The organism is Paenibacillus apiarius (assembly GCF_017052585.1).
In the GTDB taxonomy this organism is placed as follows: Bacteria; Bacillota; Bacilli; order Paenibacillales; family Paenibacillaceae; genus Paenibacillus_B; species Paenibacillus_B apiarius.
On record NZ_JAFFHZ010000001.1, the window covers coordinates 1634091 to 1657500 of the forward strand.

The following is a 23410-nucleotide window of genomic DNA, read 5'->3' on the forward strand; positions in this document are numbered from 1 at the left end:
AGTAATTTAAAAACTAGCGAGGTGGATCAACAGATTAAAGTAATGGCCTTTCTTACCAAAAAGGATGGCATGAATATACGAGATCTTATCGAATACTATGAGAATCTACATGTACCACTGATTACTAGATTGGCACCAATCCCTAGCGTTTACAAACGAAACTACATTCTACGAAATGACGACTCTAGTACAAAAGATGACTTCGATATCGTGACAGAACTCGTATTTCCTGACCGTGGTGCTTATGAAGCTTGGGTAGCTAAGATGTATGCTCCACACTCTGGAGTTGCAGAGGACGAGCTCAATTTTCTTGATCGTTCTCGAACTAGATCTTATGTCGTCGAAAACATTTATATCAAGTAAGAAGACCGTATCGCTGGATATAAACAGGAGATGTAAAGGTTTGGCCGCCTCATCTCCCTGTTCCCCACAGCTTTACGCCATGCAAAACACTCAAATATAAAAAAGAGTGGCTAAAATTGAGATTGCTTCAACAGTTCACTAGCTGGCTTTCTGAATTCGACCGATCGATTAAGCTACCGGGCAGGGTAGTTCAATTTTATTTAGACTGCCAGCTCGATTGGCAACCTTCACTACGCTAACTGGAAGAAAAATCTAATAACAATTGAAATAATAGCACCCAGTCTAAATCAAGTTGCATCGGCCCCGAGCAGTTCCAACGCCATCTGGACGTGGAGTTGCTTATGCTTCTCAGTCAAATAACAGGCGTAACCCTTGATAAGTGGTGACTCGACAGGCAACGGGATTCGATACAGCCTGTTCGATTGAAGATATGGATCAGCAATGGATTTTGGCAAAAAACCAAAAACAGAGTTGCTTAACAGCATCGTCAACATAATGGATGAATGGTCGGTTTGAAGGGCTGAAATAAAACCCGGCTCAACAAGGGAGGTAAACCATTCCGCGAACGTTTTGCCCCAATCGATATGGCAATAGGTCGGCGAGGAAAAATCGGGCTCAAGGAGCTCGGTCGATCCGTCGGCAGATACAAGAATGATTTCGTCTTCGAAAAGCAACCGTTTCGAAATACCTGGATGGTCGGGCGGATCTAGTTTGATCGCAAGGCTGACGGAACCGTCAAGCAGCAAATCACGAATCATATAACTCGGATCGAGATAGCTCAAAAATTTGACCGCGACATGCGGATTTTTTACTCTGAAGTCGATAATCCGATTCAAGTATCGGTAGTGCCATACGGAGCCAGGACCGCTCACCACGATATGTTCCCGAAATTGTTCGGACAGCGATAGTTTGCTTTCCTGGATGAGCTGGAGCATACGTTCAGCGTAGGGTAGAAAAGCGATGCCAGATCGCGTCGGCCTGACGGTTCGATTGTCGCGATCAAACAGCCGCTTGCCAACGGCTTGTTCCAACGCCCGAATTCTCGCAGTCACAGCGGATTGGGAGATGTGCAGATGTTTGGCCGCGGTAGTGAAGTTGAGGGTTTGGTAAACCGCAATAAATGCCTCCAAATGAAACTGGTCCATTAGCGTTCCTCGATTCGATTTATTTATTACTACAATGTTTAAGATTTGTTATACAAATCATTCTAGGTCAACTATACTTTTCATACAAGATATGTATTGTAAGGAAACTTGGGTATGGGAGGTTATAAATAATGAATGATGAGTTGTTACGAATTGTACAAGTGAACACCATTGATGATTATATCGAGGATCTTGCAGACCTTCTCGTACAAGTGGTAGAAAACGGAGCTTCAATCGGCTTCTTACCGCCGCTTTTGCACCGTGAAGCGCAGGACTATTGGGCTAACCTCTTGAATCCAGACATTAGGTTATGGGTTGCCGTGCTGCATGAACGCGTGGTAGGTACTGTGCAGCTCCATCTCTGCGGTAAGCCGAACGGTAACCATCGTGCGGAAATTGCTAAATTGATGACGCGGCCACAAAACAGGAGAATGGGAGTTGGGGGTGAACTTATGCGTATGGCGGAAGCGGCAGCGTGGAGCGAAGACCGCACATTGCTAGTACTCGATACGCGGAAAGGAGACCCGTCAAACCTGTTGTACCTTTCTATCGGATATCAACAGGCTGGAACAATCCCGTCATACGCAAAATCGGCAAACGGAAATCTGGATGCGACGGTTCTATATTACAAGCTACGTGAACCGAACGCCTGAAGGATAAATGTCGGGTAACGGGACTCTTTAGTTCAGTATCAAATGATAATGAGGAAATTTAAAATGAATAAAGATTACACGATAGCAGTCATTTCCGATATACATAGCAACATCTATGCTTTGGAAGCTGTTCTAAGTGACATAGATTCACGTGGAATAAAAACAATTGTAAATTTAGGAGATACATTGTTTGGTCCTACAGATCCTATTAAAACAGCCGAATTAATTTTGAAGAGACCTGATATAATTAACATTATGGGTAATTGTGATCGGTACCTACTTCAAGAACAAATGGAATCAGTGACATTTCATTATGTGAAACCAGTACTTACTCCAGAAATACATGATTGGATTCAAAGACGTGGGTATTTGAAGATTTATTATTCTGTCATGGAACTCCTTTCGCAGATGACGAATATCTGTTGGAGGAAGTTACTACATATGGTGTTATTAAAAAGATGTTGAGGCACTAATGTCTGAACTAGCTCCAGTTCCTCAAAAAGTAATTTTTTGTGGTCACACACATATTCAGAAATCGGTGTGGTTGCCGGATGGTAAATGGATTGTTAATCCCGGAAGCGTCGGACTTCCAGCATACTCTGAGGACGCACCCCACCCACATTACATGGAATCGAAGACGCCTCATACAAAGTATCTGATTAGTGATAAAATTGTATACCAATATACCAAGAAAGGAGATATAAATTATGAAAAAAGTTTTGTTTGGTGCTTTTCTTGCCATTCTCTTATGTAGTGCATCTACTACTTATGCAGCGGACACTCAAATAAAAGTTGATGGTATTTCTGTCGTATCTGATGTGAAGCCCGAATTTAAGAACAATCGCACAATGGTACCCCTACGTGTTATTTGCGAAAATTTGGGGGCTACTGTCAATTGGTCGAATTCCGAAGTTACTCTTACGAAAGACAATATGAAAGTAATTTTAACTCCGAACAGCACTTCAGCGAAGAAGAACGGCGAAAAGATAACTCTTGATGTAAAACCATATGTAAAAAATAATCGTGTAATCGTCCCACTTCGTTTTACCGCGGAGACGTTTGGATGTAAAGTCGATTACAGCAACTCTACAGTAACTGTAGACACCAAGCCATTAGTCATTGATGGTGTAAAAATAAAAGCATTGCAATATGAATACCATATGACGATGGGCGGCGTAGTCCAACAAATAAATGGGAATGCGTATAATGAAACCATTTATCATATTATTTCAAAAAACAAGGGTACAAAGGTAAAAGATCCTGACAGCTACTCTTGGATGGTTAATCTTGATACACCTGGATCTTATTATAAAAATGGACAATATGTTTTTTTGGACGAAAAGGGAAATAGCGTAAAACAATATGATATCTATAGTTTAGTTAATGCATTCCCAAATGATTTGTTATCAGGATACCCAGAGGTATTGATTCATGACGCTTCCGAAGACCAATGGTATATGTTTAGCAATGCCGCAGGAGATTCCATTCGTCAGTTGTTGGATACGGCCGGAAAGAACGGATTTCTGAAGGTGATCAGTGATACAGTTGCTTAATTCTTATCGTACTAACGAGAAACGTTAGTTCAATGAAACAGCGACAGTCTAGGACTTTATTTTCTTATCCTTGGCCTGTCGCTGTTTTATTTTCTAGGGTCAGTCTAAAACTTATTATATGGAGTCTGACGTTATAACAGTTTGAAAAGTCACCTAGATCATAGACATCCAGTCTAATACTTTATTTTCCGCTGACACAAATCAAAACAACATCCTACAACTTTTACTCCACCGTCACGCTCTTCGCCAGGTTGCGCGGTTTGTCAACGTCATTGCCGCGTGCCAAGCTGGCGTAATAAGCGATAAGCTGCATTGGCACCACCGAGAGCGCCGGTGCAAGCCGCGGCAGCGTCGCAGGCAGGACGAACATGCCGTCAACCGCCTTCTGCACCGCAGGAGCGTTCGCCTCGTCGGCAATCGCATAGACAACCCCGCCGCGCGCCTTCACTTCCTTAATGTTGCTTACCGTCTTCTCCACCAGCGCAGATTGGGTGACCAGCGCGATGACCGGTACGCCCTCCTCAATCAGCGCTAGCGTGCCGTGCTTCAATTCACCCGCAGCATACGCCTCGGAATGAATGTAGGAGATTTCCTTCAGCTTCAGCGAACCTTCCAAGGCCACCGCATAGTCGAGGCCGCGGCCGATAAAGAACATATGGTCGTGCTGCGCCATATCTTCGGCCACCCGCTTCAGCTCGTCGGTCTGCTCCAAGATGCGTTCTACCTGCTCCGGCAAAGCCTCCATCGCAGCAAGCTGCTCCTGAATCCAAGCCTCTTCCTTCGTGCCTAACGACTCGGCCATGTATAGGCTAAGCAGCATGAACGCTATCAACTGCGACGTATACGCCTTCGTCGAAGCGACGGCAATCTCCGGGCCCGCCCACGTGACGACCGTATCGTCCGCTTCGCGAGCGACCGAGCTGCCGACCACGTTCGTGATAGCCAGTACCGTTGCGCCGCAGCGCTTCGCCTCACGCAGCGCCGCGAGCGTGTCCGCCGTCTCGCCGGATTGGCTGACCACGATGACGAGCGTGTCCGGCGTAATAATCGGAGACCGATAGCGGTATTCCGACGCAACATCGGTCTCTACCGGCAGACCTGCGCATTGCTCAATGAGCGTCCGTCCGACAAGTCCTGCGTGGTAGGCCGTTCCGCAAGCGACAATATGCACGTTGCGGATAGTGCTCAATTTCGATGGTGTCACATGCTTCAACTCTGGCAGCTTGATTCCGCTGCGTTTTTCCTTAATTCTGCCGCGCATCGTATCGCGATACGCTTTGGGCTGCTCATGAATTTCTTTGAGCATGAAATGGTCGTAACCGCCTTTTTCTGCAGTCAGCGCGTCCCAATCGACAACAATCATTTCCCGAGAAATAAAATTCCCCTCTAGCGTCATCAATTCGACAGCGTCCTTAGTCAGGACCGCCATTTCACCATCATTGAGAATGTACACTCGACGTGTATATTGCAAAATCGCCGGAATATCCGAGCCAATAAAATTCTCTCCATCGCCAATACCGATAACGAGCGGGCTGGCGAATCGGACCGCAACCAGCTTCTCCGGTTCATATTCCGTCAGCACGGCCAAGGCAAAGGCTCCGCGCATATGCGACGTTGCCCGCTGTACCGCCTTCACGATATCCCCATCGTATTCTCTCGCAATCAGATGGGAAATCACTTCCGTATCCGTCTCCGACACAAAGGTATAACCCGCCTCGATAAGCTCCTCTTTCAATTCCATATAGTTCTCGACGATACCATTATGGACGACAGAGAACTTCATGGCCTCATCCGTGTGCGGATGCGAGTTCACATCCGACGGCTTCCCGTGCGTAGCCCAACGCGTATGACCGATGCCTACCGTGCCTTGCAGCGGTTGCTCCTCCAGACGGGAAGCAAGCACGGCCAGTCGGCCCTGAGCTTTGCTGACCTGCAAGCCTTGCGGCGTAAATACCGCAATGCCTGCGGAATCATAACCCCGATATTCCAATTTGCTTAATCCATCCAACAACACCGCTTGAGAATCTCTTGCTCCGATATATCCGACAATACCACACATAATTCATAGACCTCCATTATGCTGCGTTCTGGACGAACGTCGCGCACAGAAGTCATGCTGCTGGCCATACAGACACATGCATTCAATGAATTTATGAGGTTAAACATAATACCGCAAATTTCTGCCCATAGAAGACGTCAACGGGAGATTACACGTTCCGTGCTTCTACTGCACAACAGCATTATGGGATAAGGATCCCTTGAATTCTGTGCGCTCCGTTCATCCATGAGGCAGCCCATTTTTTATATTAAACGTTCATCATATTCAATAATTGATTGACATTCACCTTCGTAAGCAAGCGTTGTGCGATAAGTTGCCTCGTCGTTTTCCGCTCTGCCATTACGGTGCCGGTGACACACCGGGAGGTCCCCGCCGATAATTTCGAACACCCCCACCTCGTCCACTTGCTGCAGATGTCGAACCTGCCACCAAGTGCTGGCGCTTTTGATACGGTTTCCCGCTTCACTTTCCTTCCTGTCTCTACCCTCCCTTACTATTCCGAAATGAGACTTGCATCATTAGACACGTTATTGCGCACAGCGAAGTCCAAAAATACAACCATAGATACCCTGCACCGTGTCCAGCTCCAATGATACGCCGGCTGCTTGCATGAGCCATGGAAGTTCGACAGTCTTCTCATCGCTCCGTTTCAGTGGAACATGCTCTTTATTATATGCATTTCGGTTTTTGTTGGCAATGGGTACACAATAATAGGAAAAAAGCCGCTTCTCTCGCAGCATGAGAAAAGCGGCTCACAGCATTAGCTTAATTCCTTCTGTACAACGTCCGCAATGCGCTTCACATACGCTTCGACGACATCTGCATCCGGGCCTTCCGCCATGACCCGAATGAGCGATTCCGTACCGGATGGACGCACGAGCACACGCCCGTTATCACCGAGCTCCTGTTCTACGGCAGCAATAACTTGCTCAATGACAGCATTGTCTTTGTACTTGCTCTTGTCCCCGACACGCACATTGACGAGCACTTGCGGATACTTGCGCATAAGCGACTTCGCTTCGCCCAATGTCTTGCCGCTGCTGATTAACGTATCGACAAGCTGGATACCCGTCAGCATGCCGTCACCGGTCGTATTGTGCTCAAGGAAGATGACGTGTCCTGACTGTTCTCCACCGAGATTGAAGCCGCCGCGTCTCATCTCTTCCATGACATAACGGTCGCCGACCGCAGTCTTGGCCGTGTTCAAATCGAGCTTCTCCGCCGCCTTGAAGAAGCCGATATTGCTCATGACCGTCGTCACGATCGTATCGCCTTTCAAACGGCCGGCCCGCTTCATCTCGAGTCCGCAAATAAGCAGAATAAAGTCTCCGTCCACTTCTTCCCCATGCTGATCAACGGCTATCAATCGATCGGCATCGCCATCGAACGCAAGTCCGAGGTGCGCACCTTGACGCACAACCTCTTCCTTCAGCTGTTCCGGATGCGTCGATCCGCAAGCGGCGTTAATATTCAATCCGGTCGGTTCCGCCCCGATGGCAATAACTTCTGCGCCGAGCTCCCGGAACAAACGCGGAGCAAGCTCATATGCCGCTCCATGCGCGCAATCGAGCACGATGCGCAGGCCTTCGAAGCGGTTCGACACGGTAGACTTCAAATACTCTACATAGCGCCATTTTGCTTCCGTATCCGTTGTGACGGTACCGAGGCCTTCGCCGATTGGACGCGGCAGCTCATCCGTCTCCGCATCCATGAGACGCTCTATTTCAAGTTCCGTCTCATCCAGCAGCTTGAAGCCGTCAGAGCCGAAAAATTTGATGCCGTTGTCCTCTACCGGGTTATGTGAAGCCGAAATCATGACGCCAGCATCTGCGCCCAATAACCGCGTCAAATATGCCACAGCGGGCGTCGAAACGATGCCAAGCAGCACGACATCCGCCCCTATAGATAAGAGCCCTGCCGTCAAAGCTGATTCCAGCATGCGTCCGGATACGCGCGTATCCATCCCAATAAGCACCTTTGGCTTGCCTGAAGCTTCGCCAGTCAGCACATAACCGCCGCAGCGGCCGATCTTAAATGCGAGTTCCGCGGTCAATTCTTGATTCGCAATTCCACGTACCCCATCTGTTCCGAAATATTTCCCCATCGTCTTTTCTCCTAACTTCAATTTAATGCGTGTTTTCAAGAAGATCTATTTAGGTGTACCGATATGTTGTGCAATTCGTCATGATGATTGATCATTTTCGGACTTCGAATCCGGAGAAGTGTCGTTCGCCTCGCTCGAAGTTCCTGCATCTTCCTGTCCGGCCGGCTTATGCTCCTCTTGCCCCGTCTCACTCTGGCTTCCCTCAGATTTCCCGGCATCTCCTCCTGCGGGAGGAATCGGTTTCGTGTCGGGCTCTGTCGTTACGGGCGCACTGTTATCCTGGATTATAATCGTCACCGTAAGCGGCATATTCTCCACTCGTCGAACAAATCTTGGAAGATTGACTTGAAGATTCACCGTATGCTTGCCCGGAGGCAAATCATTCACGTTCGCAATTAACTGAATATCCGCGGCCTTGAGCTCATCCACTAGGCTCGGCGCGCCGACAACAGTGACGTCCATCTTGCGGGTAGCCGGTTCCGCAACCGTCGTCTCCAGCCGGTCGTTCTCCCCTGTTAATATGATAGGCACTCCGGAAATCACTCTTTGCTTCACGCTCGAAATTTGTAAGTCGACGGTAATCTCACTCGGTTCTATTTTCTCAATGTTCGGCGGAGGCGTCAATCTCACATTTAATTTATATACACCCTCGGCTTTAATCTGACGCAGATCGACCCGAACCCCATCGAAGAATTCGAATTGGTCCAGCGCCTCCTGCGGGCCGTATAACGTAATCTGATTCACATCAGGCGTAAGGGTCGATACGGCCAGGCCATCCGGCAATTGCCCCTCCAAATTCACCTGCAGCGGCACGCTCTTGAACGGCTTCGTAACCGGTATTTCGACTTCCACGACAGAAGGCGTCATAACCGCGTCCTTAATCTCCTGACCCTTGGAATTATATGCGGTGAGCTTGACCCCTTTCGACACAACGGACTCATTCGCCTTCTCAATATTTACCATAGCCGTCACCGACTTCACTTCGGCCATCCGGGATGCAGGCAGCGTTACGTGCACCCGGTTCGACGGGCTTACAATCGCCGTGCCGGCCTTGTAGCCTTTGGCCGGGATCCCCTGCGTCTTCACCTGAACTTCGAATTCCTTCGTCTGAACATCTTCCAGATCGACGGTTACGCTTGACGGGAGCATGGAGACAAGCTCGATGCCCGGCGGGAATTCATGGTGAAGCGGAATGACATGCCTCCCTGTCCCATATCCGGTCAAATCCAAAGTCACTTTATAGTCCTCCGGCAAAGCGGCTGCAATGATGGTTCGTTTCCCGCGAACCTGAATGCGCACCGTTTCCGGCTTCATTGATTTAATAACCTGCTGCTGCGTATCCAGTCCTATCGTCCGCACTTGAACGCTGTCAATCCAACGCGACTCCATCAACGGCGGTGTGTTTACAACCGTAGAATCGTCCTTATGTACTACGGCGAAAAGCAAAATACCCAGGACCAGCGCTATCACCTTCGCTGCATTGTTATTCATTAGCCACTTATCCATGATGCTCACCTTTTCGCTTCCAGAACAACCGGCGTTCTTTCTTCGTCTTGGGCTTCAATTCCTCGAACAGCTTGGAAATAAGCGATTCCTCTTTAATATCCCTTACGACCTGTCCATTCATCGCTAAAGAGACCTGACCGGTCTCCTCCGAGACGACGACAGATATGGCATCGCATACCTCACTAATCCCGATGGCGGCACGATGCCTTGTGCCCAGTTCCTTGCTTATGAAAGGATTCTCCGACAATGGCAAATAACAGGCGGCGGCGGCGATATGACTGCCGCGCACAATGACCGCCCCGTCATGGAGCGGAGTGTTCGGGATAAACAGGTTAATCAATAGCTCCGAGCTGATGCGTGATTCCATCGCGATTCCCGATTCGGTATATTCATTAAGTCCCGTCGTGCGCTCGAATACGATCAGCGCTCCGATTTTGCGGCGGGACATATAGTTAACGGATTTAATTAACTCGCCGATGACTCTTGCGGTTTCATCTTCTTCCGCAATCAGACGGCCGCCGAAAAACTTGCCTCGGCCCAATTGCTCCAGCGCCCGCCGCAGCTCAGGCTGAAAAATAATGACAACCGCGAGCACGCCGAACGTGAACATTTGGTTCATCAACCATTTCAACGTATACAAATCAAACCACGTACTAATGGCCCATGTGATGACAAGGATAAAAATCCCTTTCAGCAACTGTACGGCACGGGTTCCGCGGATGAGAACGAGCAACTTGTAAATAATGAAGCTGACAATTAAAATATCGATAATATCTTTGATCGTGTCTTTCCACGTCATATCCGTAAAATAATTCATGCAGGTACCCCCGGCAATTCCCTGATAAGAGCCTGATAAAAACATCCTTCTCTCTACGTACTAACTATATACTTTTCGCGGAGCTGACGCAAAACTCCTTTTGATATGAGAAAACCTCTATCGAGGTCTTCCGCAGATGAGCGACCGCGCTTAGAGGTGATTTTTAGCGCCATAAGAAATGTTTGGTTGCGCTTACTCTTCATATACCATAAACATTTCTTAATGGCAAAAAACTCTCCTACATGTAACGCAGGAGAGCTGTGGTACGATACGAATGATATGCGTACCCGTCCAGTTATGGCAATGAAGGCCCTGAACCGAACAGATTCGTAATCTGGTACCAAATCCAGCTTAATGCTTCGTCGATTTGATGAACCGAGCCCGATATATTCGCCGTAGATGCTTGGAACACTTTGCCGTCGATGACCGTTACATCACCTTGTACTTGACCGTACACCTCGGCCATCCCGTTGTGAATCGTCAAATCACCGGCAACCACTTTGTCTGAGGGAACAATGACTTTGTTATTCTCGATAACAACACCGTCCAAGTGTGCTCCTTTGACCATAAGCTGTTTATCCGCATTCCACATGCTAAGCGCACTTGTCATCATGACCAAGACAAAAACGGCTGCGACCGTGATAGCCGGGTGCCGCTTCACCCATACCAATAAAGCACTTTGCTGCCTTGGCTTCGGAATGACACTCATAATTCGATCGGTTAAATCATCCGATGTCGGCTGCAAACGATGATTGAATCCGTACAGCAGGCGATCCGCCTCTTCTAATTGACGAAAACGCTCACGGCAAGCCGGGCATTCAAGCATATGCGCTTTGAGTTCTTTCGCACATTCTCGGTCCAAATCGTCATCTAGTAAGTCGTGCATTAATGAGACGGCTTGTTTGCAATCCATTTGAGCCAATCCTTTCATGGAGTTTCCAAATATAAACGGCGGTACCGCCGTTTAAATGCAAGGGCGGAATGGATGCGCAGGATGTAGATCGATCATCCACAGCAACCCGCATGCTCCGCTCTTGTCCGGTTCCATGCGCAGGACGCACGTTATGCCGGTTTGATATACGATACGACTTGAGATCAAAATAGTTTCAAACTTTTAACCTGCTATTATTTCTCAGATTTTCCGTTCGAGCTTTTTGCGGAGAAATTCACGTCCCCGGTGCACCCTCGTCTTAATCGTCGTGACAGGCATATCCAGCACGTCGCTAATCTCTTGCAAAGACATATCCTGCAAATAACGAAGTATCATCACCGTCTTATATTTGGCTGGCAAGCTATTGATAGCCTCATGCACCATGCGCTGCGTCTCGCTCACAATCAAATACGACTCCGGTGTCCGGTCGTCGCTCGGAATCATCGCGTACCCGTCAATGCCTTCCTGGTCTGTCATCTCCGCATCCAACGAATAGCTCGGCTTACGCTTGCGCAGTCGATCGATGCACAAGTTCGTCCCGATACGATATATCCAGGTCGAGAACTTTTGGTTCTCATCATATCGATCCAGATTGCGGTATACTCGCAAAAAGGTATCTTGAACTACGTCTTCCGCTTCATGCCGATTGCTCAGCATGCGGTAGGCGAGGTGAAAAATTTTATCTTTATATAGTTCGACAATCTCGGCAAACGCCCGCGTATCCCCTTTTCGAGCCAATCTCGCGAGCCGTTTTTCTAACGTATCCAACGGTCTCCCTCCATCCTCACTGCTCGTTACGCCGATGTCTTCTACAATCATTGAGGTACAATGACAATGCCGGACATCGTAAGCAGGAATCCGAACCTTGGAGCACCGTCATCTGTACTCATCCCATCCACCTTCTGCTCGGTTCCTGGTCATCGCTGCACCAGTCGTCCCTATGCATAAACACAGGAAAAGTCGAGCCTTGATCGCTCAAGACTCGACTGCATCGTCGCTGCTTCGTGCTCCAGTCGATACGACGATTAGCCACGCCACTGCGCATGTCCGTCATTATCAACCCGTGTTTCGAAGTCCTGCTGCAATGCCGTTAATTGTCAATAACACTTCCCGCAGCAATATCGGATCGTCTTCCTCGGATTCGCGCAATTCACGCAGTTCGGCCAGCAGTTGAACTTGCATATAGCTCAGCGGGTCCACATACGGATTGCGCAAGCGAATCGACTCCTGAATGACGGGAACGTTATCCAAAATTTCTTCTTGTCCGGTGATTTGCAGAATCAAATCAGTCGTTAATTGATGTTCTTCTTCAATTGCTGTAAAGATACGATCCCGGATCGTTTCGTCTTTAATCATATTGGCATATTCTTTCGCTATGACTAGGTCTGCCTTGGCGAGCGCCATTTGCAAGCTGTCGATCATAGACTGGAAGAAGGAATAGTGCTGGTACATGTCCCGCAGAATCTCCATATTCTCTTCTTTGCCTTGATAAAAGCTTTGCAATCCAGTCCCTGCCGCATACCATGCCGGAAGGAGGTAACGGCTCTGCGTCCATGCAAATACCCATGGAATGGCACGCAAATCCTCGAAACGATCGCTGTTCTTCCGCTTCGACGGTCTGGAGCCTATGTTCAGCTCGCCAACCTCCGGAAGCGGGGTCGATTCTTTGAAATAGCTCAGGAAGCCCGGATCGCGGAAAATTAAATCCTGATACTTTTTCAAAGAAGCTTGCGAAATGCTCTCCATTAATTCTTTCCATTTGGATTCATACAAATCGGAATGCGGCGTACGTGCCAGCATAGCCGCTTGAATGAGCGCAGAGGAAGCTTGCTCCAAGCTGCGGTAAGCAATGCCCTGCATCGAATAACGCGAGGACAACACTTCCCCTTGTTCCGTTATCTTGATGCCTGCGCCAATCGTATGAGGCGGCTGAGCCATAATGCTGCGGTTGAGCGGCATTCCTCCGCGTCCCAACGCACCGCCGCGGCCATGGAAGAACTTGAGCTTCACGTCATAGTTCTGTGCCATCGCGGTCAATTCCTTAAGCGCTACGCGCAGTTCCCAGTTGGCGGTGAATGCGCCGCCGTCCTTGTTGCTGTCTGAATAACCGAGCATAATCTCCTGCATGTCATTCATGGCACTTACGGCACTGCGATAAACCGGAAGATCGAACAGCGTCTTCATAATGCCAGGCGCTTCATGCAAATCGTCAATGGTCTCGAAGAGCGGCACCGCTTGAAGCGTGCAATGGATATCCCCGTTCGCCGTTTGACGGAACAAGCCGACTTCCTTCGCCAGCAGCATGACTTCCAGGACATCGCTGGCCGCTTCCGCCATACTAATCAGATAACTGGTGATGCACTTGACCCCGAATTCCTTTTGCGCCTCATAAATCGTAACATAGACGTTCAAGCATTCTGTCGTGGAATCGCTATATTGAATATAGGGCGAAATCAATGGACGCGGATCGTTCAGCAAACGGTTCAGCAGTTCAATCTTCTCTTCTTCGCTTAGTTGGCTGTAATCCTCGACGATATTCATATTCGCCAAAATTTCCGTCATCGCACTCTCATGTTCTTTGCTATGCTGACGAACATCGAGCGTGGCCATATGGAAGCCGAACAGCTCCACCTGGCGAATCAGCTTGCTTACATTAGTATCCGCCACATAGTCTGCAAAATGGTGACGCAAGCTGCGATCAATAATTTGCAAATCTTCCACGAATTCCTTCGGCGTACGGTAACGCTGCAAAGTGTCTTTCGTAGACTCATCGGAGAGGTTATTCAGCTTCTCCAACATATAGGTCAGCTTGATGCGATATGGTTCTTTCTCATTGTTCCAAAACGGAACGTATTTCAACGTTACGTTCTCCTGATCCTTCGCAATCGAGCCGAACAGCTCCTCGGATACTTGAACGATGCTTGTGCTGAAGCTTAAAGTGCGGAATAATTCTCTTATTCGTTCTTCATACTTGCGTATGGCCAGCCCGCGGTGCATCGTCAATGTCTCCCATGTGACAGAAGACGTAACCGAAGGGTTGCCGTCCCGGTCTCCGCCAATCCATGAACCGAATCGAAGGTAAGTCGGAACGTGCCATGCTTGGGTCGGATAATATTTATCAAGGCAACGCTCTAGCTCTTGATACACGTCAGGCAGAACATCGAACAAGGTTTCATGAAAATAATACAGGCCGTTGCGTACTTCATCCAATACCGTAGGTTTGCGATCGCGCAGTTCATCCGTCTGCCACAGCGTAATCACTTCATTGAGCAGCTTGTCGCGCAATTGTTCCCGTTCACGGTAAGTAAGTGTCGGATTATCTAACAGCATGACGTCTTCGGCGATGCGTTTATGAATATCAAGAATTGCGCGACGCATCGCTTCGGTCGGATGAGCCGTAATGACAAGTTCCAAAGAAATGCTTTCAAGAATTTCTTGCAACTCAATTTCCGAAACTTTCCGCTCTTTCAACTCCAGAATGACACCCTCAATGGAGCCCGGCTGTACCGTCTCCCCAGCAGAGCGCTCGTAATCACGTTTGCGTCGAATCCGATGATTCTGCTCCGCAATGTTTACCAGCTGAAAATAGATAGCGAATGCACGAATCACTTGATGTCGAATTTCAGGGTTCAACGTATTGATCAGTTGTTTGAACTCTTCGTATAATTCAGGCAAGAACACAGCACGTAATGATTTGCTTAATTCCCGAATTTTCTCCACAATGTTAAGCAGTTCATGACCGCCTTGATGGACGAGTACTTCGCCAAGGATATTTCCCAGAAAACGAACGTCCCGCCGCAACAAGTTATTTGAATTCGTTTTGTTTGCGGTTAACGTATGGTCAGTCATTCGTCTCCCCCTATCTCTGCGTATTCAGTCTGCACTGAATTGGGCTTTCCTAACATCATACTACAAAATCAGACTAAAATCTTTACATTTACATTAAAAAATCGTACGTTCGTTCTGTATCCCCTTACATTAGTTCGGGTTTGCATATACAAAAAAAGACCTTGCAGCGAAGGTCTTTATGTATATTAAGGTATATTTATGCATTTCATTGTTAAGGAAGTACCCAACACTCTGTCACTTATCTTAAAGTGTTAACGCGCGCCCTGTGCAAGCAATCTCATCTGATGCCTGTACGGGCGTCGAACCTTTGGATTCGCTTCCCTGCATGAAGTTGTAAATGGAGCGGGTGATGGGAATCGAACCCACGCTACCAGCTTGGAAGGCTGGAGTTCTACCATTGAACTACACCCGCGTATGAATGGTCGGGACGACACGATTTGAACATGCGACCCCTTGGTCCCAAACCAAGTGCTCTACCAAGCTGAGCTACGTCCCGATCGCTTATTTAAAAAATGGCGTGCCCTGAGAGATTCGAACTCCCGACCTTTTGATTCGTAGTCAAACACTCTATCCAGCTGAGCTAAGGGCACATATTATCTGGAGCGGACAACGGGATTCGAACCCGCGACCCTCGCCTTGGCAAGGCGATACTCTACCACTGAGCTATGTCCGCATTTCTTTAACATAAATATATTACCACATCATTCGATATATTTCAACATTTTCTTTACATAAACTTTTTGGGCGGGAAGTTTCCCCTTGGAGCATCGATAATCCCTGCTGTCTGGACATCCCACAAAGGGTTTTGTTCATACGTCGCTCCTTTGCCGCACTCTCCCCTCCATTCAGAACAATACGCGTGCCTTCACGAATGTTTATCTCCCATAAATGAGGAATTTCCACCAATTGATAAGCTACCACGCTTTCGAATTTTACTCGGGTAGCGCATCATACATGTTTGTATCCTTCTGATTCGAAGGGATAGTGAAGCTAAGCATTAAATTAAAGTACTTCTTCCCCACAGACATACCCATTTAAAAAACGCCGATGAAGTGGTTATCTTGTTCATTATGGAGCGGGGGATGGGAATACTCCGTTTGCTTTTGCGTGCCGATCATTATCGGCAACGCTCATAGCGCCCCCGGACGCGCGCTGGTCTGTTTTTCGCAGAAGCATGGCAGCGCGGTCGAACCTGATTCGCTTCCCATCTATGTACATAACAAAAAAACGCCCGTTGGCGTTTGCTTTGTGCGTTATGGAGCGGGTGATGGGAATCGAACCCACGCTACCAGCTTGGAAGGCTGGAGTTCTACCATTGAACTACACCCGCATATGAATGGTCGGGACGACACGATTTGAACATGCGACCCCTTGGTCCCAAACCAAGTGCTCTACCAAGCTGAGCTACGTCCCGATCGCTTAAAATGGCGTGCCCTGAGAGATTCGAACTCCCGACCTTTTGATTCGTAGTCAAACGCTCTATCCAGCTGAGCTAAGGGCACATATTTTATCTGGAGCGGACAACGGGATTCGAACCCGCGACCCTCGCCTTGGCAAGGCGATACTCTACCACTGAGCTATGTCCGCACATTTACAGTTAATCTTTTTTCAGAAGCGACAAGTAATAATATATCACAATACTGAATCATTTGCAACACTTTTTTTAAAAAATTTCTTAATGATATGAATTATTACCGCACATGCTCGTTGCTTCGCTTGTGTAATGGTGTTTATCCAATTACAGTTCAAATAAGAAGCGACAAGTAATAATATATCATGAATTCGAATGAAATGCAACACTTTAGTTATCGGTTCATTTTGGCATAAATGTTACTAAGGATCTCTTCAAAGTTATCATCCGTAACCTCTAGACATATTCCGTCATTAATCGTAACAGGCCTTGCGATGTGAATAACTCATCACCAGTCATCCACAACGCAATTTCCCTATCTACACACCCGATCCTTCTGCATGTTGGATAATGAGAATACTTGGTGCATATGAAAAGCAACTGCTGCTTTCGTCCACAATTGATTCCCTTCCGTCAAGAAGGTGGATGCCATATCTACGAAGGCAAATTAATGCCGATGTTCAAACGCAACTTTCAGGCCGAATCCAATAAGCACTAATCCGGTTACGCGTTCAATCGTTTTATGAACGGAAGGCTTCTGCAGCCATTTGCGGAACGCATGAATAAAATAGACGAACATGAGCAACCACACAATTAATAAAAAGGCATAGATGAGCCCCATCGTCAGGTACTGTGTAAAAGAAGCGGTATCTGAACGAACGAACTGAGGCAAAAAGGTAAGAAAAAACAAAGCGACTTTCGGGTTTAATACATTCGTCAATACGCCTTGAGAAAAACACTTTATAACCGAACTGCGGCCCATTGCAACGTCTGCATCATCTACTGAAGACGGCGCCTCTTTATGTGAGTTTGAACCCTTCGATATGAGCGAACTGATTCCTAAGTATATCAAGTAAACGGCCCCTGCCCATTTAACCGTCTCATACAATACCGCGGATTGCGCTAACAATACGGATAATCCCATGGCTGCGGCACAAGTATGGATAATAATGCCGGCGGAAGTCCCTACAGCAGTTGCAGTTCCTCCGCGTTTCCCATAAACAATCGTACTTTTCGTAACTAACGCCGTATCAGCCCCTGGAGTTAAAATAAGTGCGATAGACATCAATAAAAACATGGTGAATGGCCCCAATAACGAAACCTCCTAAAAAAATGTCATGCAGTTGTGCAAAAGACTTATATACACAGCAAAAAAACCTTGCATCCCAAGGGTTTGATGATAATGGTGCGCGTGGAGGGACTTGAACCTCCACGTCGTTAGACGCTAGCTCCTAAGTCTAGGTGACCTGTTACCCTGGCTGCGTGTAAGTCTTTGTATACGTTTTTTTCAGTTATCCACAGGATTCTTTTTTTGGCAGATTTTAACTGCGTCTACCGTGTTTCTACTTATTATAAATACTCCCCAGATTAACTGCAATGTCTTGCCTAAATATTTCGTTTGCAAAAGTGTTCAGCATAATGGAAAAGCCCCGGATTTCTCCGAGGCTTCAATAATAAACTTTATCGGGTAAATCCCCAATACCGATCCATCTGCCTTTTGAGTATCGATAACGCAATACTATCCCTTCTCGCCTGATGTTGACCTGCATCCCTTCAACTGGTTCCACGATATCATCAATGCTATCGGAAAAATCTCCTTCTTTCAAAAAGGCAAGCGCATCAAAACGCCATGTCATCAACTGCCCCATACAATCGGCGCATACGACGATATCCCTTTCCGTACAGCAGGGCCATATGCCAATAACTCGCATGTGTCGCGCAACCACCTCCGCTAGAGAAAGATTAAACTCGTTTGCAAGCATAACATCGCCTCTCTCACGCCGTTCTCCCCTTAACCGGGTACCAAGATAAAATACGTTCCAGGCGACGTTTTGGCCAAAAGGCACGTTCATGGACCACGCCATTCTTAACTCGGCGTACAACGATTCGACGCTGCGTAAAAACTCCATTCCTGTCTTCGTAAATAATCTCAACTATTCGCCCAATGTAATGTTTCAGCGTTATCCTTGCCTCGAACATTTGTTCGGTAATAGTATATGCGAATAAGCATTTGATTTACAATAGAAAAAATTACTGTACCGAACCGAACCCATTAGCATTTTTTTCTCGGGTACTTACTTTTTTCAATTAGGAGTATCGTCTGAAGTGATAAATAACATAGGTTACCGGACTGGAGGAAAGTTAACCTCATTTGCCCTAGTACAAAAAAAAGACCACATTGGCATTGGCTTATACCTCCGTGGTCTCTTCGTCTCTTTTTCATTGAAATAACTTAACTACAACCCAGCATTTCTGCATAGATTAGTCTACTATTTTTTCAATAGTAGGTAAAATTGCAATTGGCGGGTTTGAATAATGTGCTAATTTAAAAAACACATTTACTTTATCTCCTACTATATATATTTCATCTTCTGGAATAGGAACAATTAATATTTTTCCTTGATCAACTAGCTCTCCCCAATTTCCTTGCACTGCTTCTTCTTTTGTGGAAGTATCTGCAACAGTCATATACTTGTCGCCAATGGACATGATATATCCAGTGAAGCGTGACTGTTCCTGTTTCTCAATAGATGAGATAGAAGCGCTCTTCGATGAAGATTCGTCTGAATGCGCATAAGCCGGTGTGAATCCTACAGAAAATCCTAAACCTAAAGTAAGAATGGTTGCTACAGCTACTACTTTCTTTTTTGTAATCATAGTGATGAACCTCCTTGTATTTTTTGGTTACACTTCCTTATTTCTATTTTATAAGCAATAAATCCTTTATTTTTACATATGATTAACAATTTTGTCACAAAATAATAAGAACACTTAGGAATAAGCTCCTAAGTGCTCAATGTACCTTATATAATTATATATGCCAATAGTTCGAATTGAATGGATAGAAGAAGTAAATTTCTTCATCAACAGTCTATACCGTTTTTCGAGACGTTGAGAATGAAAAAGACACTGTCATAGTTCATTCGTGATTAAGGAACCTTAAACGATAAAAGGAGAAATCAAGATGCCAACCTTGAATCATGTACCGATTGCAAAGGCAGAGATGCTTATTAGAAAACCGATTGAGGAGGTGTTTGAGGCTTTTATCGATCCGGCGATTACTTCAAGATTCTGGTTCACGAAAAGCAGCGGAAGATTAGAAACGGGAAAGCGCGTCCAGTGGGATTGGGAGATGTACGGTGCTTCTGCAGACGTTGAAGTAAAAGAAATCGAAGAAAACAAGCGAATCCTCATCGAATTTGGCACCACGGTCGAGTGGATTTTTACTCCCCGGGCAGAAAACGAAACTTTCGTCACGATTACAAACTCAGGGTTTAAGGGAGATGCGGATGATATTGTAAAGCAAGCGATAGATTCAACGGAAGGATTTACGATTGTTCTCTGTGGGCTGAAAGCGCTTCTTGAGCACGACATCGTGTTGAATCTCGTAGCGGATAAGGCTCCTTACGCCCACGTTAAACGTTAAGAATCGCCTTTTAGCTGTTGCGAGCGAATAGCTGAATTGCGGACAGAGCCAGCCACCAGAGTGGCTATGGCGTCTGCGAGTACAACGTAACAAGAGTTCAAACCAGCTAATAATTCCGTTATGGCCGCAGGTGTTACTTACTCGGATTTGAGGGTTTCATACTCCGCTTGGTTAATGGGTTCGTCATGGAGACTTGTTTCAGGATTGGTGTAGTATCCCTCGATTCTTCCGGTAGAGTAACAGGGTTGAAACCTGGAGATGCGACTATTTACGCATATGACAGCAATGGAAACCATTACTGGACGCAGGGAGTTAGATAAAATAAAAACTTCCCTTAGAAAAGCAAAAAACCCTTGTATCCCAAGGGTTTGATGATAATGGTGCGCGTGGAGGGACTTGAACCCCCACGTCGTTAGACGCTAGATCCTAAGTCTAGTGCGTCTGCCAATTCCGCCACACGCGCACGATTAACTGGTGAGCCATGAAGGACTCGAACCTTCGACACCCTGATTAAAAGTCAGGTGCTCTACCAACTGAGCTAATGGCTCTTATAAATGGCTGGGGATATAGGATTCGAACCTATGCGTGACGGAGTCAAAGTCCGTTGCCTTACCGCTTGGCTAATCCCCAGTATAAGTTGTAAATGGTGCCGGCGATAGGAGTCGAACCCACGACCTACTGATTACAAGTCAGCCGCTCTACCAACTGAGCTACACCGGCATATTATGGTGGACGCTGACGGGATCGAACCGCCGACCCTCTGCTTGTAAGGCAGATGCTCTCCCAGCTGAGCTAAGCGTCCAAAATGGTGACCCGTAGGGGATTCGAACCCCTGTTACCTCCGTGAAAGGGAGGTGTCTTAACCCCTTGACCAACGGGCCTTAGTCATAATGCTTATCATTGCTCTAAACAAGTAAGTTGTGGAGCTCTCAACCGGGATCGAACCGGTGACCTCATCCTTACCATGGATGCACTCTACCGACTGAGCTATGAGAGCAAAAGTGGCTCCCCGAACAGGACTCGAACCTGTGACAACTCGGTTAACAGCCGAGTGCTCTACCAACTGAGCTATCAGGGAATATTGTGGACTCTCACAGGACCCATCTAAAGAGTCCTAACGGTCTGCTTGGCAACGTCCTACTCTCCCAGGACCCTGCGGTCCAAGTACCATCGGCGCTGGAGGGCTTAACGGTCGTGTTCGGGATGGGTACGCGTGGAACCCCTCCGCTATCGTCACCAAACAGATATTCAAGGTTTGCGCCTTGAAAACTGAACGCGAAAGTTTCATTTGCTCTAGAATCATTGTTATTAGGATAAGCCCTCGACCGATTAGTATTCGTCAGCTCCACACATTGCTGTGCTTCCACCCCGAACCTATCTACCTCGTCGTCTTCAAGGGGTCTTACTAATTGGGAAATCTCATCTTGAGGGGGGCTTCACGCTTAGATGCTTTCAGCGCTTATCCCTTCCGTACGTAGCTACCCAGCCATGCCTCTGGCGAGACAACTGGTACACCAGCGGTACGTCCATCCCGGTCCTCTCGTACTAAGGACAGCTCCTCTCAAATTTCCTGCGCCCGCGACAGATAGGGACCGAACTGTCTCACGACGTTCTGAACCCAGCTCGCGTACCGCTTTAATGGGCGAACAGCCCAACCCTTGGGACCTACTTCAGCCCCAGGATGCGATGAGCCGACATCGAGGTGCCAAACCTCCCCGTCGATGTGGACTCTTGGGGGAGATAAGCCTGTTATCCCCAGGGTAGCTTTTATCCGTTGAGCGATGGCCCTTCCATGCGGTACCACCGGATCACTAAGCCCGACTTTCGTCCCTGCTCGACTTGTAGGTCTCGCAGTCAAGCTCCCTTCTGCCTTTGCACTCTTCGAATGATTTCCAACCATTCTGAGGGAACCTTGGGGCGCCTCCGTTACTCTTTAGGAGGCGACCGCCCCAGTCAAACTGCCCACCTGACACTGTCCCCGAACCGGATTACGGTCCTAGGTTAGAACTCCGATACGATCAGGGTGGTATCCCAACGATGCCTCCACCGATGCTGGCGCACCGGCTTCGCAGGCTCCCACCTATCCTGTACAGACCGTACCAAAGTCCAATATCAAGCTGCAGTAAAGCTCCATGGGGTCTTTCCGTCTTGTCGCGGGTAACCTGCATCTTCACAGGTATTAAAATTTCACCGGATCTCTCGTTGAGACAGCGCCCAAGTCGTTACGCCATTCGTGCGGGTCAGAATTTACCTGACAAGGAATTTCGCTACCTTAGGACCGTTATAGTTACGGCCGCCGTTTACTGGGGCTTCGGTTCATAGCTTCGCCTTGCGGCTAACCACTCCCCTTAACCTTCCAGCACCGGGCAGGCGTCAGCCCGTATACTTCGCCTTGCGGCTTCGCACAGACCTGTGTTTTTGCTAAACAGTCGCTTGGGCCTTTTCACTGCGGCCCCCTCGGGCTATTCACCCTACCGAGGCACCCCTTCTCCCGAAGTTACGGGGTCATTTTGCCGAGTTCCTTAACGAGAGTTCTTCCGCGCGCCTTAGAATTCTCTTCTCGCCTACCTGTGTCGGTTTGCGGTACGGGCACCTTCACCTGGCTAGAGGCTTTTCTTGGCAGCATGAAATCAAGACCTTCGGTACTATAAATTTCCCTCCCCGTCACAGCCCAGCCTTATGGTCAGCGGATTTGCCTACTGACCGGCCTCACTGCTTGGACGAGCATCCATCAGCTCGCGTCCCTATCCTTCTGCGTCCCCCCATTGCTCATAACGGCTTACGGTGGTACAGGAATTTCAACCTGTTGTCCTTCGACTACGCCTTTCGGCCTCGCCTTAGGTCCCGACTTACCCTGGGCGGACGAGCCTTCCCCAGGAACCCTTAGGCTTTCGGCGGACATGATTCTCACATGTCTTTTCGTTACTCATACCGGCATTCTCACTTGTGTATAGTCCAGCAGTCCTTCCGGTCTACCTTCAACCCGATACACAACGCTCCCCTACCCATGCATCTTACGATGCAAGCCATAGCTTCGGCGATACGTTTAGCCCCGTTACATTTTCGGCGCAGAGTCACTCGACCAGTGAGCTATTACGCACTCTTTAAATGATGGCTGCTTCTAAGCCAACATCCTGGTTGTCTGTGCAACTCCACATCCTTTCCCACTTAACGTATACTTAGGGGCCTTAGCTGATGGTCTGGGCTGTTTCCCTCTTGACAATGGACCTTAGCACCCACTGTCTGACTCCCGGATATAAGTCGATGGCATTCGGAGTTTGACTGAACTTGGTAACCCTTGGCGGGCCCCGCATCCAATCAGTGCTCTACCTCCACGACTCTTGACTCCGAGGCTAGCCCTAAAGCTATTTCG

The 23410-nt window shown here is 47.7% G+C and carries 18 protein-coding genes, 16 tRNA genes and 2 rRNA genes (1 of these 36 running past the window's edge); 7 read left to right on the forward strand and 29 right to left on the reverse strand.

The features are described 5' to 3' along the window. Positions 1-69 precede the first annotated feature (69 nt). A complete protein-coding gene (locus JSQ80_RS29955; protein ID WP_206094912.1) occupies positions 70-363 on the forward strand; it encodes an EthD domain-containing protein in 294 nt (97 codons plus the stop codon). 287 nt (positions 364-650) lie between these two features. Here JSQ80_RS29955 and JSQ80_RS07480 read toward each other — a convergent pair whose 3' ends face one another. Beyond that, entirely contained in the window at positions 651-1508 is an 858-nt protein-coding gene (locus JSQ80_RS07480) for a LysR family transcriptional regulator (RefSeq protein WP_206094913.1), read from the reverse strand. Between the two features lie 131 nt (positions 1509-1639). Here JSQ80_RS07480 and JSQ80_RS07485 point away from each other — a divergent pair, with 131 nt between their 5' ends. The 4 genes from JSQ80_RS07485 (at position 1640) to JSQ80_RS07495 (ending at position 3714) form a co-directional block, all read left to right on the forward strand. Further along, the gene (locus JSQ80_RS07485) at positions 1640-2161 is read left to right on the forward strand and encodes a GNAT family N-acetyltransferase (protein ID WP_206094914.1); all 522 of its coding nucleotides are present in this window, start codon (positions 1640-1642) and stop codon (positions 2159-2161) included. 63 nt (positions 2162-2224) lie between these two features. After that, positions 2225-2626 carry a metallophosphoesterase family protein gene (locus tag JSQ80_RS28975; protein WP_240463591.1) on the forward strand — a complete coding sequence of 134 codons (402 nt, stop codon included), beginning with the start codon at positions 2225-2227 and terminating at the stop codon, positions 2624-2626. Positions 2627-2633: 7 nt separating this feature from the next. Beyond that, positions 2634-2915: a metallophosphoesterase family protein gene (locus tag JSQ80_RS28980; protein ID WP_240463592.1), complete on the forward strand. Its 282-nt coding sequence runs from the start codon at positions 2634-2636 to the stop codon at positions 2913-2915. Next, the gene (locus JSQ80_RS07495) at positions 2869-3714 is read left to right on the forward strand and encodes a copper amine oxidase N-terminal domain-containing protein (RefSeq protein WP_206094915.1); all 846 of its coding nucleotides are present in this window, start codon (positions 2869-2871) and stop codon (positions 3712-3714) included. The genes JSQ80_RS28980 and JSQ80_RS07495 overlap by 47 nt, the downstream gene beginning before the upstream one ends. A 223-nt stretch (positions 3715-3937) precedes the next feature. On the opposite strand, the gene glmS is transcribed toward JSQ80_RS07495, so the two are convergent. From glmS to JSQ80_RS07585, 18 genes are all read right to left on the reverse strand, one after another. Beyond that, on the reverse strand, positions 3938-5773 hold the full coding sequence (gene glmS, locus JSQ80_RS07500; RefSeq protein ID WP_206094916.1) for a glutamine--fructose-6-phosphate transaminase (isomerizing): 1836 nt from the start codon (positions 5771-5773) through the stop codon (positions 3938-3940). 760 nt (positions 5774-6533) lie between these two features. Then, positions 6534-7877, reverse strand: a complete 1344-nt coding sequence (gene glmM / locus JSQ80_RS07505) for a phosphoglucosamine mutase (protein ID WP_206094917.1) — start codon at positions 7875-7877, stop codon at positions 6534-6536. Positions 7878-7955: 78 nt separating this feature from the next. Next, positions 7956-9383 (reverse strand): CdaR family protein, encoded by a 1428-nt coding sequence (locus JSQ80_RS07510; protein WP_206094918.1) that lies wholly within the window; start codon positions 9381-9383, stop codon positions 7956-7958. After that, entirely contained in the window at positions 9376-10200 is an 825-nt protein-coding gene (gene cdaA, locus JSQ80_RS07515; RefSeq protein WP_087431860.1) for a diadenylate cyclase CdaA, read from the reverse strand. The genes JSQ80_RS07510 and cdaA overlap by 8 nt, the downstream gene beginning before the upstream one ends. 295 nt (positions 10201-10495) lie before the next feature. Beyond that, positions 10496-11113: a zf-HC2 domain-containing protein gene (locus JSQ80_RS07520; protein ID WP_087431859.1), complete on the reverse strand. Its 618-nt coding sequence runs from the start codon at positions 11111-11113 to the stop codon at positions 10496-10498. Positions 11114-11332: 219 nt separating this feature from the next. Beyond that, entirely contained in the window at positions 11333-11899 is a 567-nt protein-coding gene (sigW, locus tag JSQ80_RS07525; RefSeq protein WP_087431858.1) for an RNA polymerase sigma factor SigW, read from the reverse strand. A 288-nt stretch (positions 11900-12187) separates the two neighbouring features. Beyond that, positions 12188-14980 (reverse strand): phosphoenolpyruvate carboxylase, encoded by a 2793-nt coding sequence (gene ppc, locus JSQ80_RS07530; RefSeq protein ID WP_206094919.1) that lies wholly within the window; start codon positions 14978-14980, stop codon positions 12188-12190. A 338-nt stretch (positions 14981-15318) separates the two neighbouring features. Beyond that, a tRNA-Gly gene (locus tag JSQ80_RS07535) sits at positions 15319-15392 on the reverse strand. Positions 15393-15399: 7 nt separating this feature from the next. After that, a tRNA-Pro gene (locus JSQ80_RS07540) sits at positions 15400-15476 on the reverse strand. A gap of 17 nt (positions 15477-15493) precedes the next feature. Next, positions 15494-15570: transfer RNA gene (locus tag JSQ80_RS07545), tRNA-Arg, on the reverse strand. A gap of 8 nt (positions 15571-15578) precedes the next feature. Next, a tRNA-Gly gene (locus JSQ80_RS07550) sits at positions 15579-15653 on the reverse strand. 583 nt (positions 15654-16236) lie between these two features. Then, a tRNA-Gly gene (locus JSQ80_RS07555) sits at positions 16237-16310 on the reverse strand. Positions 16311-16317: 7 nt separating this feature from the next. Beyond that, positions 16318-16394: transfer RNA gene (locus tag JSQ80_RS07560), tRNA-Pro, on the reverse strand. An 11-nt stretch (positions 16395-16405) separates the two neighbouring features. Beyond that, positions 16406-16482 (reverse strand) — tRNA-Arg (locus JSQ80_RS07565). Between the two features lie 10 nt (positions 16483-16492). Then, a tRNA-Gly gene (locus JSQ80_RS07570) sits at positions 16493-16567 on the reverse strand. 491 nt (positions 16568-17058) lie between these two features. Further along, complete coding sequence (locus JSQ80_RS07575; RefSeq protein ID WP_240463593.1) at positions 17059-17703, reverse strand: LysE family translocator; 645 nt, start codon at positions 17701-17703, stop codon at positions 17059-17061. A gap of 355 nt (positions 17704-18058) precedes the next feature. Next, entirely contained in the window at positions 18059-18373 is a 315-nt protein-coding gene (locus JSQ80_RS07580; RefSeq protein ID WP_206094920.1) for a hypothetical protein, read from the reverse strand. Positions 18374-18872: 499 nt separating this feature from the next. Continuing rightward, entirely contained in the window at positions 18873-19268 is a 396-nt protein-coding gene (locus JSQ80_RS07585; RefSeq protein ID WP_206094921.1) for a DUF3221 domain-containing protein, read from the reverse strand. Positions 19269-19575: 307 nt separating this feature from the next. Between JSQ80_RS07585 and JSQ80_RS07590 the strand changes: the two genes are divergently transcribed. Then, positions 19576-20037: an SRPBCC family protein gene (locus tag JSQ80_RS07590; protein ID WP_206094922.1), complete on the forward strand. Its 462-nt coding sequence runs from the start codon at positions 19576-19578 to the stop codon at positions 20035-20037. Positions 20038-20222: 185 nt separating this feature from the next. Next, a complete protein-coding gene (locus JSQ80_RS30185) occupies positions 20223-20357 on the forward strand; it encodes a BLB8/JUQZ-1 family protein (protein WP_472850237.1) in 135 nt (44 codons plus the stop codon). A gap of 58 nt (positions 20358-20415) precedes the next feature. Here JSQ80_RS30185 and JSQ80_RS07595 read toward each other — a convergent pair. The 10 genes from JSQ80_RS07595 to JSQ80_RS07640 all read right to left on the reverse strand — a co-directional run. Further along, positions 20416-20500, reverse strand: a tRNA-Leu gene (locus JSQ80_RS07595). Between the two features lie 9 nt (positions 20501-20509). Further along, positions 20510-20585, reverse strand: a tRNA-Lys gene (locus tag JSQ80_RS07600). 7 nt (positions 20586-20592) lie between these two features. Then, a tRNA-Gln gene (locus tag JSQ80_RS07605) sits at positions 20593-20667 on the reverse strand. A 14-nt stretch (positions 20668-20681) separates the two neighbouring features. Next, a tRNA-Thr gene (locus JSQ80_RS07610) sits at positions 20682-20757 on the reverse strand. A 6-nt stretch (positions 20758-20763) separates the two neighbouring features. Then, a tRNA-Val gene (locus JSQ80_RS07615) sits at positions 20764-20839 on the reverse strand. 4 nt (positions 20840-20843) lie between these two features. Beyond that, positions 20844-20918 (reverse strand) — tRNA-Glu (locus JSQ80_RS07620). A 40-nt stretch (positions 20919-20958) separates the two neighbouring features. Next, positions 20959-21034 (reverse strand) — tRNA-Thr (locus JSQ80_RS07625). Between the two features lie 5 nt (positions 21035-21039). Next, positions 21040-21115, reverse strand: a tRNA-Asn gene (locus JSQ80_RS07630). 46 nt (positions 21116-21161) lie between these two features. Further along, positions 21162-21278 (reverse strand): 5S ribosomal RNA (gene rrf / locus JSQ80_RS07635). 68 nt (positions 21279-21346) lie between these two features. Then, positions 21347-23410: ribosomal RNA gene (locus JSQ80_RS07640) — 23S ribosomal RNA — on the reverse strand (it continues 864 nt past the right edge of the window).

Bases quoted from the DNA above. Each gene is read 5' to 3' on its own strand.
- JSQ80_RS29955 (WP_206094912.1), top strand. From the start codon at position 70: ATGAATATACGAGATCTTATCGAATACTATGAGAATCTACATGTACCA.
- JSQ80_RS07480 (WP_206094913.1), bottom strand. From the start codon at position 1,508: ATGGACCAGTTTCATTTGGAGGCATTTATTGCGGTTTACCAAACCCTC.
- JSQ80_RS07485 (WP_206094914.1), top strand. From the start codon at position 1,640: ATGAATGATGAGTTGTTACGAATTGTACAAGTGAACACCATTGATGAT.
- JSQ80_RS28975 (WP_240463591.1), top strand. From the start codon at position 2,225: ATGAATAAAGATTACACGATAGCAGTCATTTCCGATATACATAGCAAC.
- JSQ80_RS28980 (WP_240463592.1), top strand. From the start codon at position 2,634: ATGTCTGAACTAGCTCCAGTTCCTCAAAAAGTAATTTTTTGTGGTCAC.
- JSQ80_RS07495 (WP_206094915.1), top strand. From the start codon at position 2,869: ATGAAAAAAGTTTTGTTTGGTGCTTTTCTTGCCATTCTCTTATGTAGT.
- glmS (WP_206094916.1), bottom strand. From the start codon at position 5,773: ATGTGTGGTATTGTCGGATATATCGGAGCAAGAGATTCTCAAGCGGTG.
- glmM (WP_206094917.1), bottom strand. From the start codon at position 7,877: ATGGGGAAATATTTCGGAACAGATGGGGTACGTGGAATTGCGAATCAA.
- JSQ80_RS07510 (WP_206094918.1), bottom strand. From the start codon at position 9,383: ATGGATAAGTGGCTAATGAATAACAATGCAGCGAAGGTGATAGCGCTG.
- cdaA (WP_087431860.1), bottom strand. From the start codon at position 10,200: ATGAATTATTTTACGGATATGACGTGGAAAGACACGATCAAAGATATT.
- JSQ80_RS07520 (WP_087431859.1), bottom strand. From the start codon at position 11,113: ATGGATTGCAAACAAGCCGTCTCATTAATGCACGACTTACTAGATGAC.
- ppc (WP_206094919.1), bottom strand. From the start codon at position 14,980: ATGACTGACCATACGTTAACCGCAAACAAAACGAATTCAAATAACTTG.
- JSQ80_RS07580 (WP_206094920.1), bottom strand. From the start codon at position 18,373: ATGCTTGCAAACGAGTTTAATCTTTCTCTAGCGGAGGTGGTTGCGCGA.
- JSQ80_RS07585 (WP_206094921.1), bottom strand. From the start codon at position 19,268: ATGATTACAAAAAAGAAAGTAGTAGCTGTAGCAACCATTCTTACTTTA.
- JSQ80_RS07590 (WP_206094922.1), top strand. From the start codon at position 19,576: ATGCCAACCTTGAATCATGTACCGATTGCAAAGGCAGAGATGCTTATT.
- JSQ80_RS30185 (WP_472850237.1), top strand. From the start codon at position 20,223: ATGGAGACTTGTTTCAGGATTGGTGTAGTATCCCTCGATTCTTCCGGT.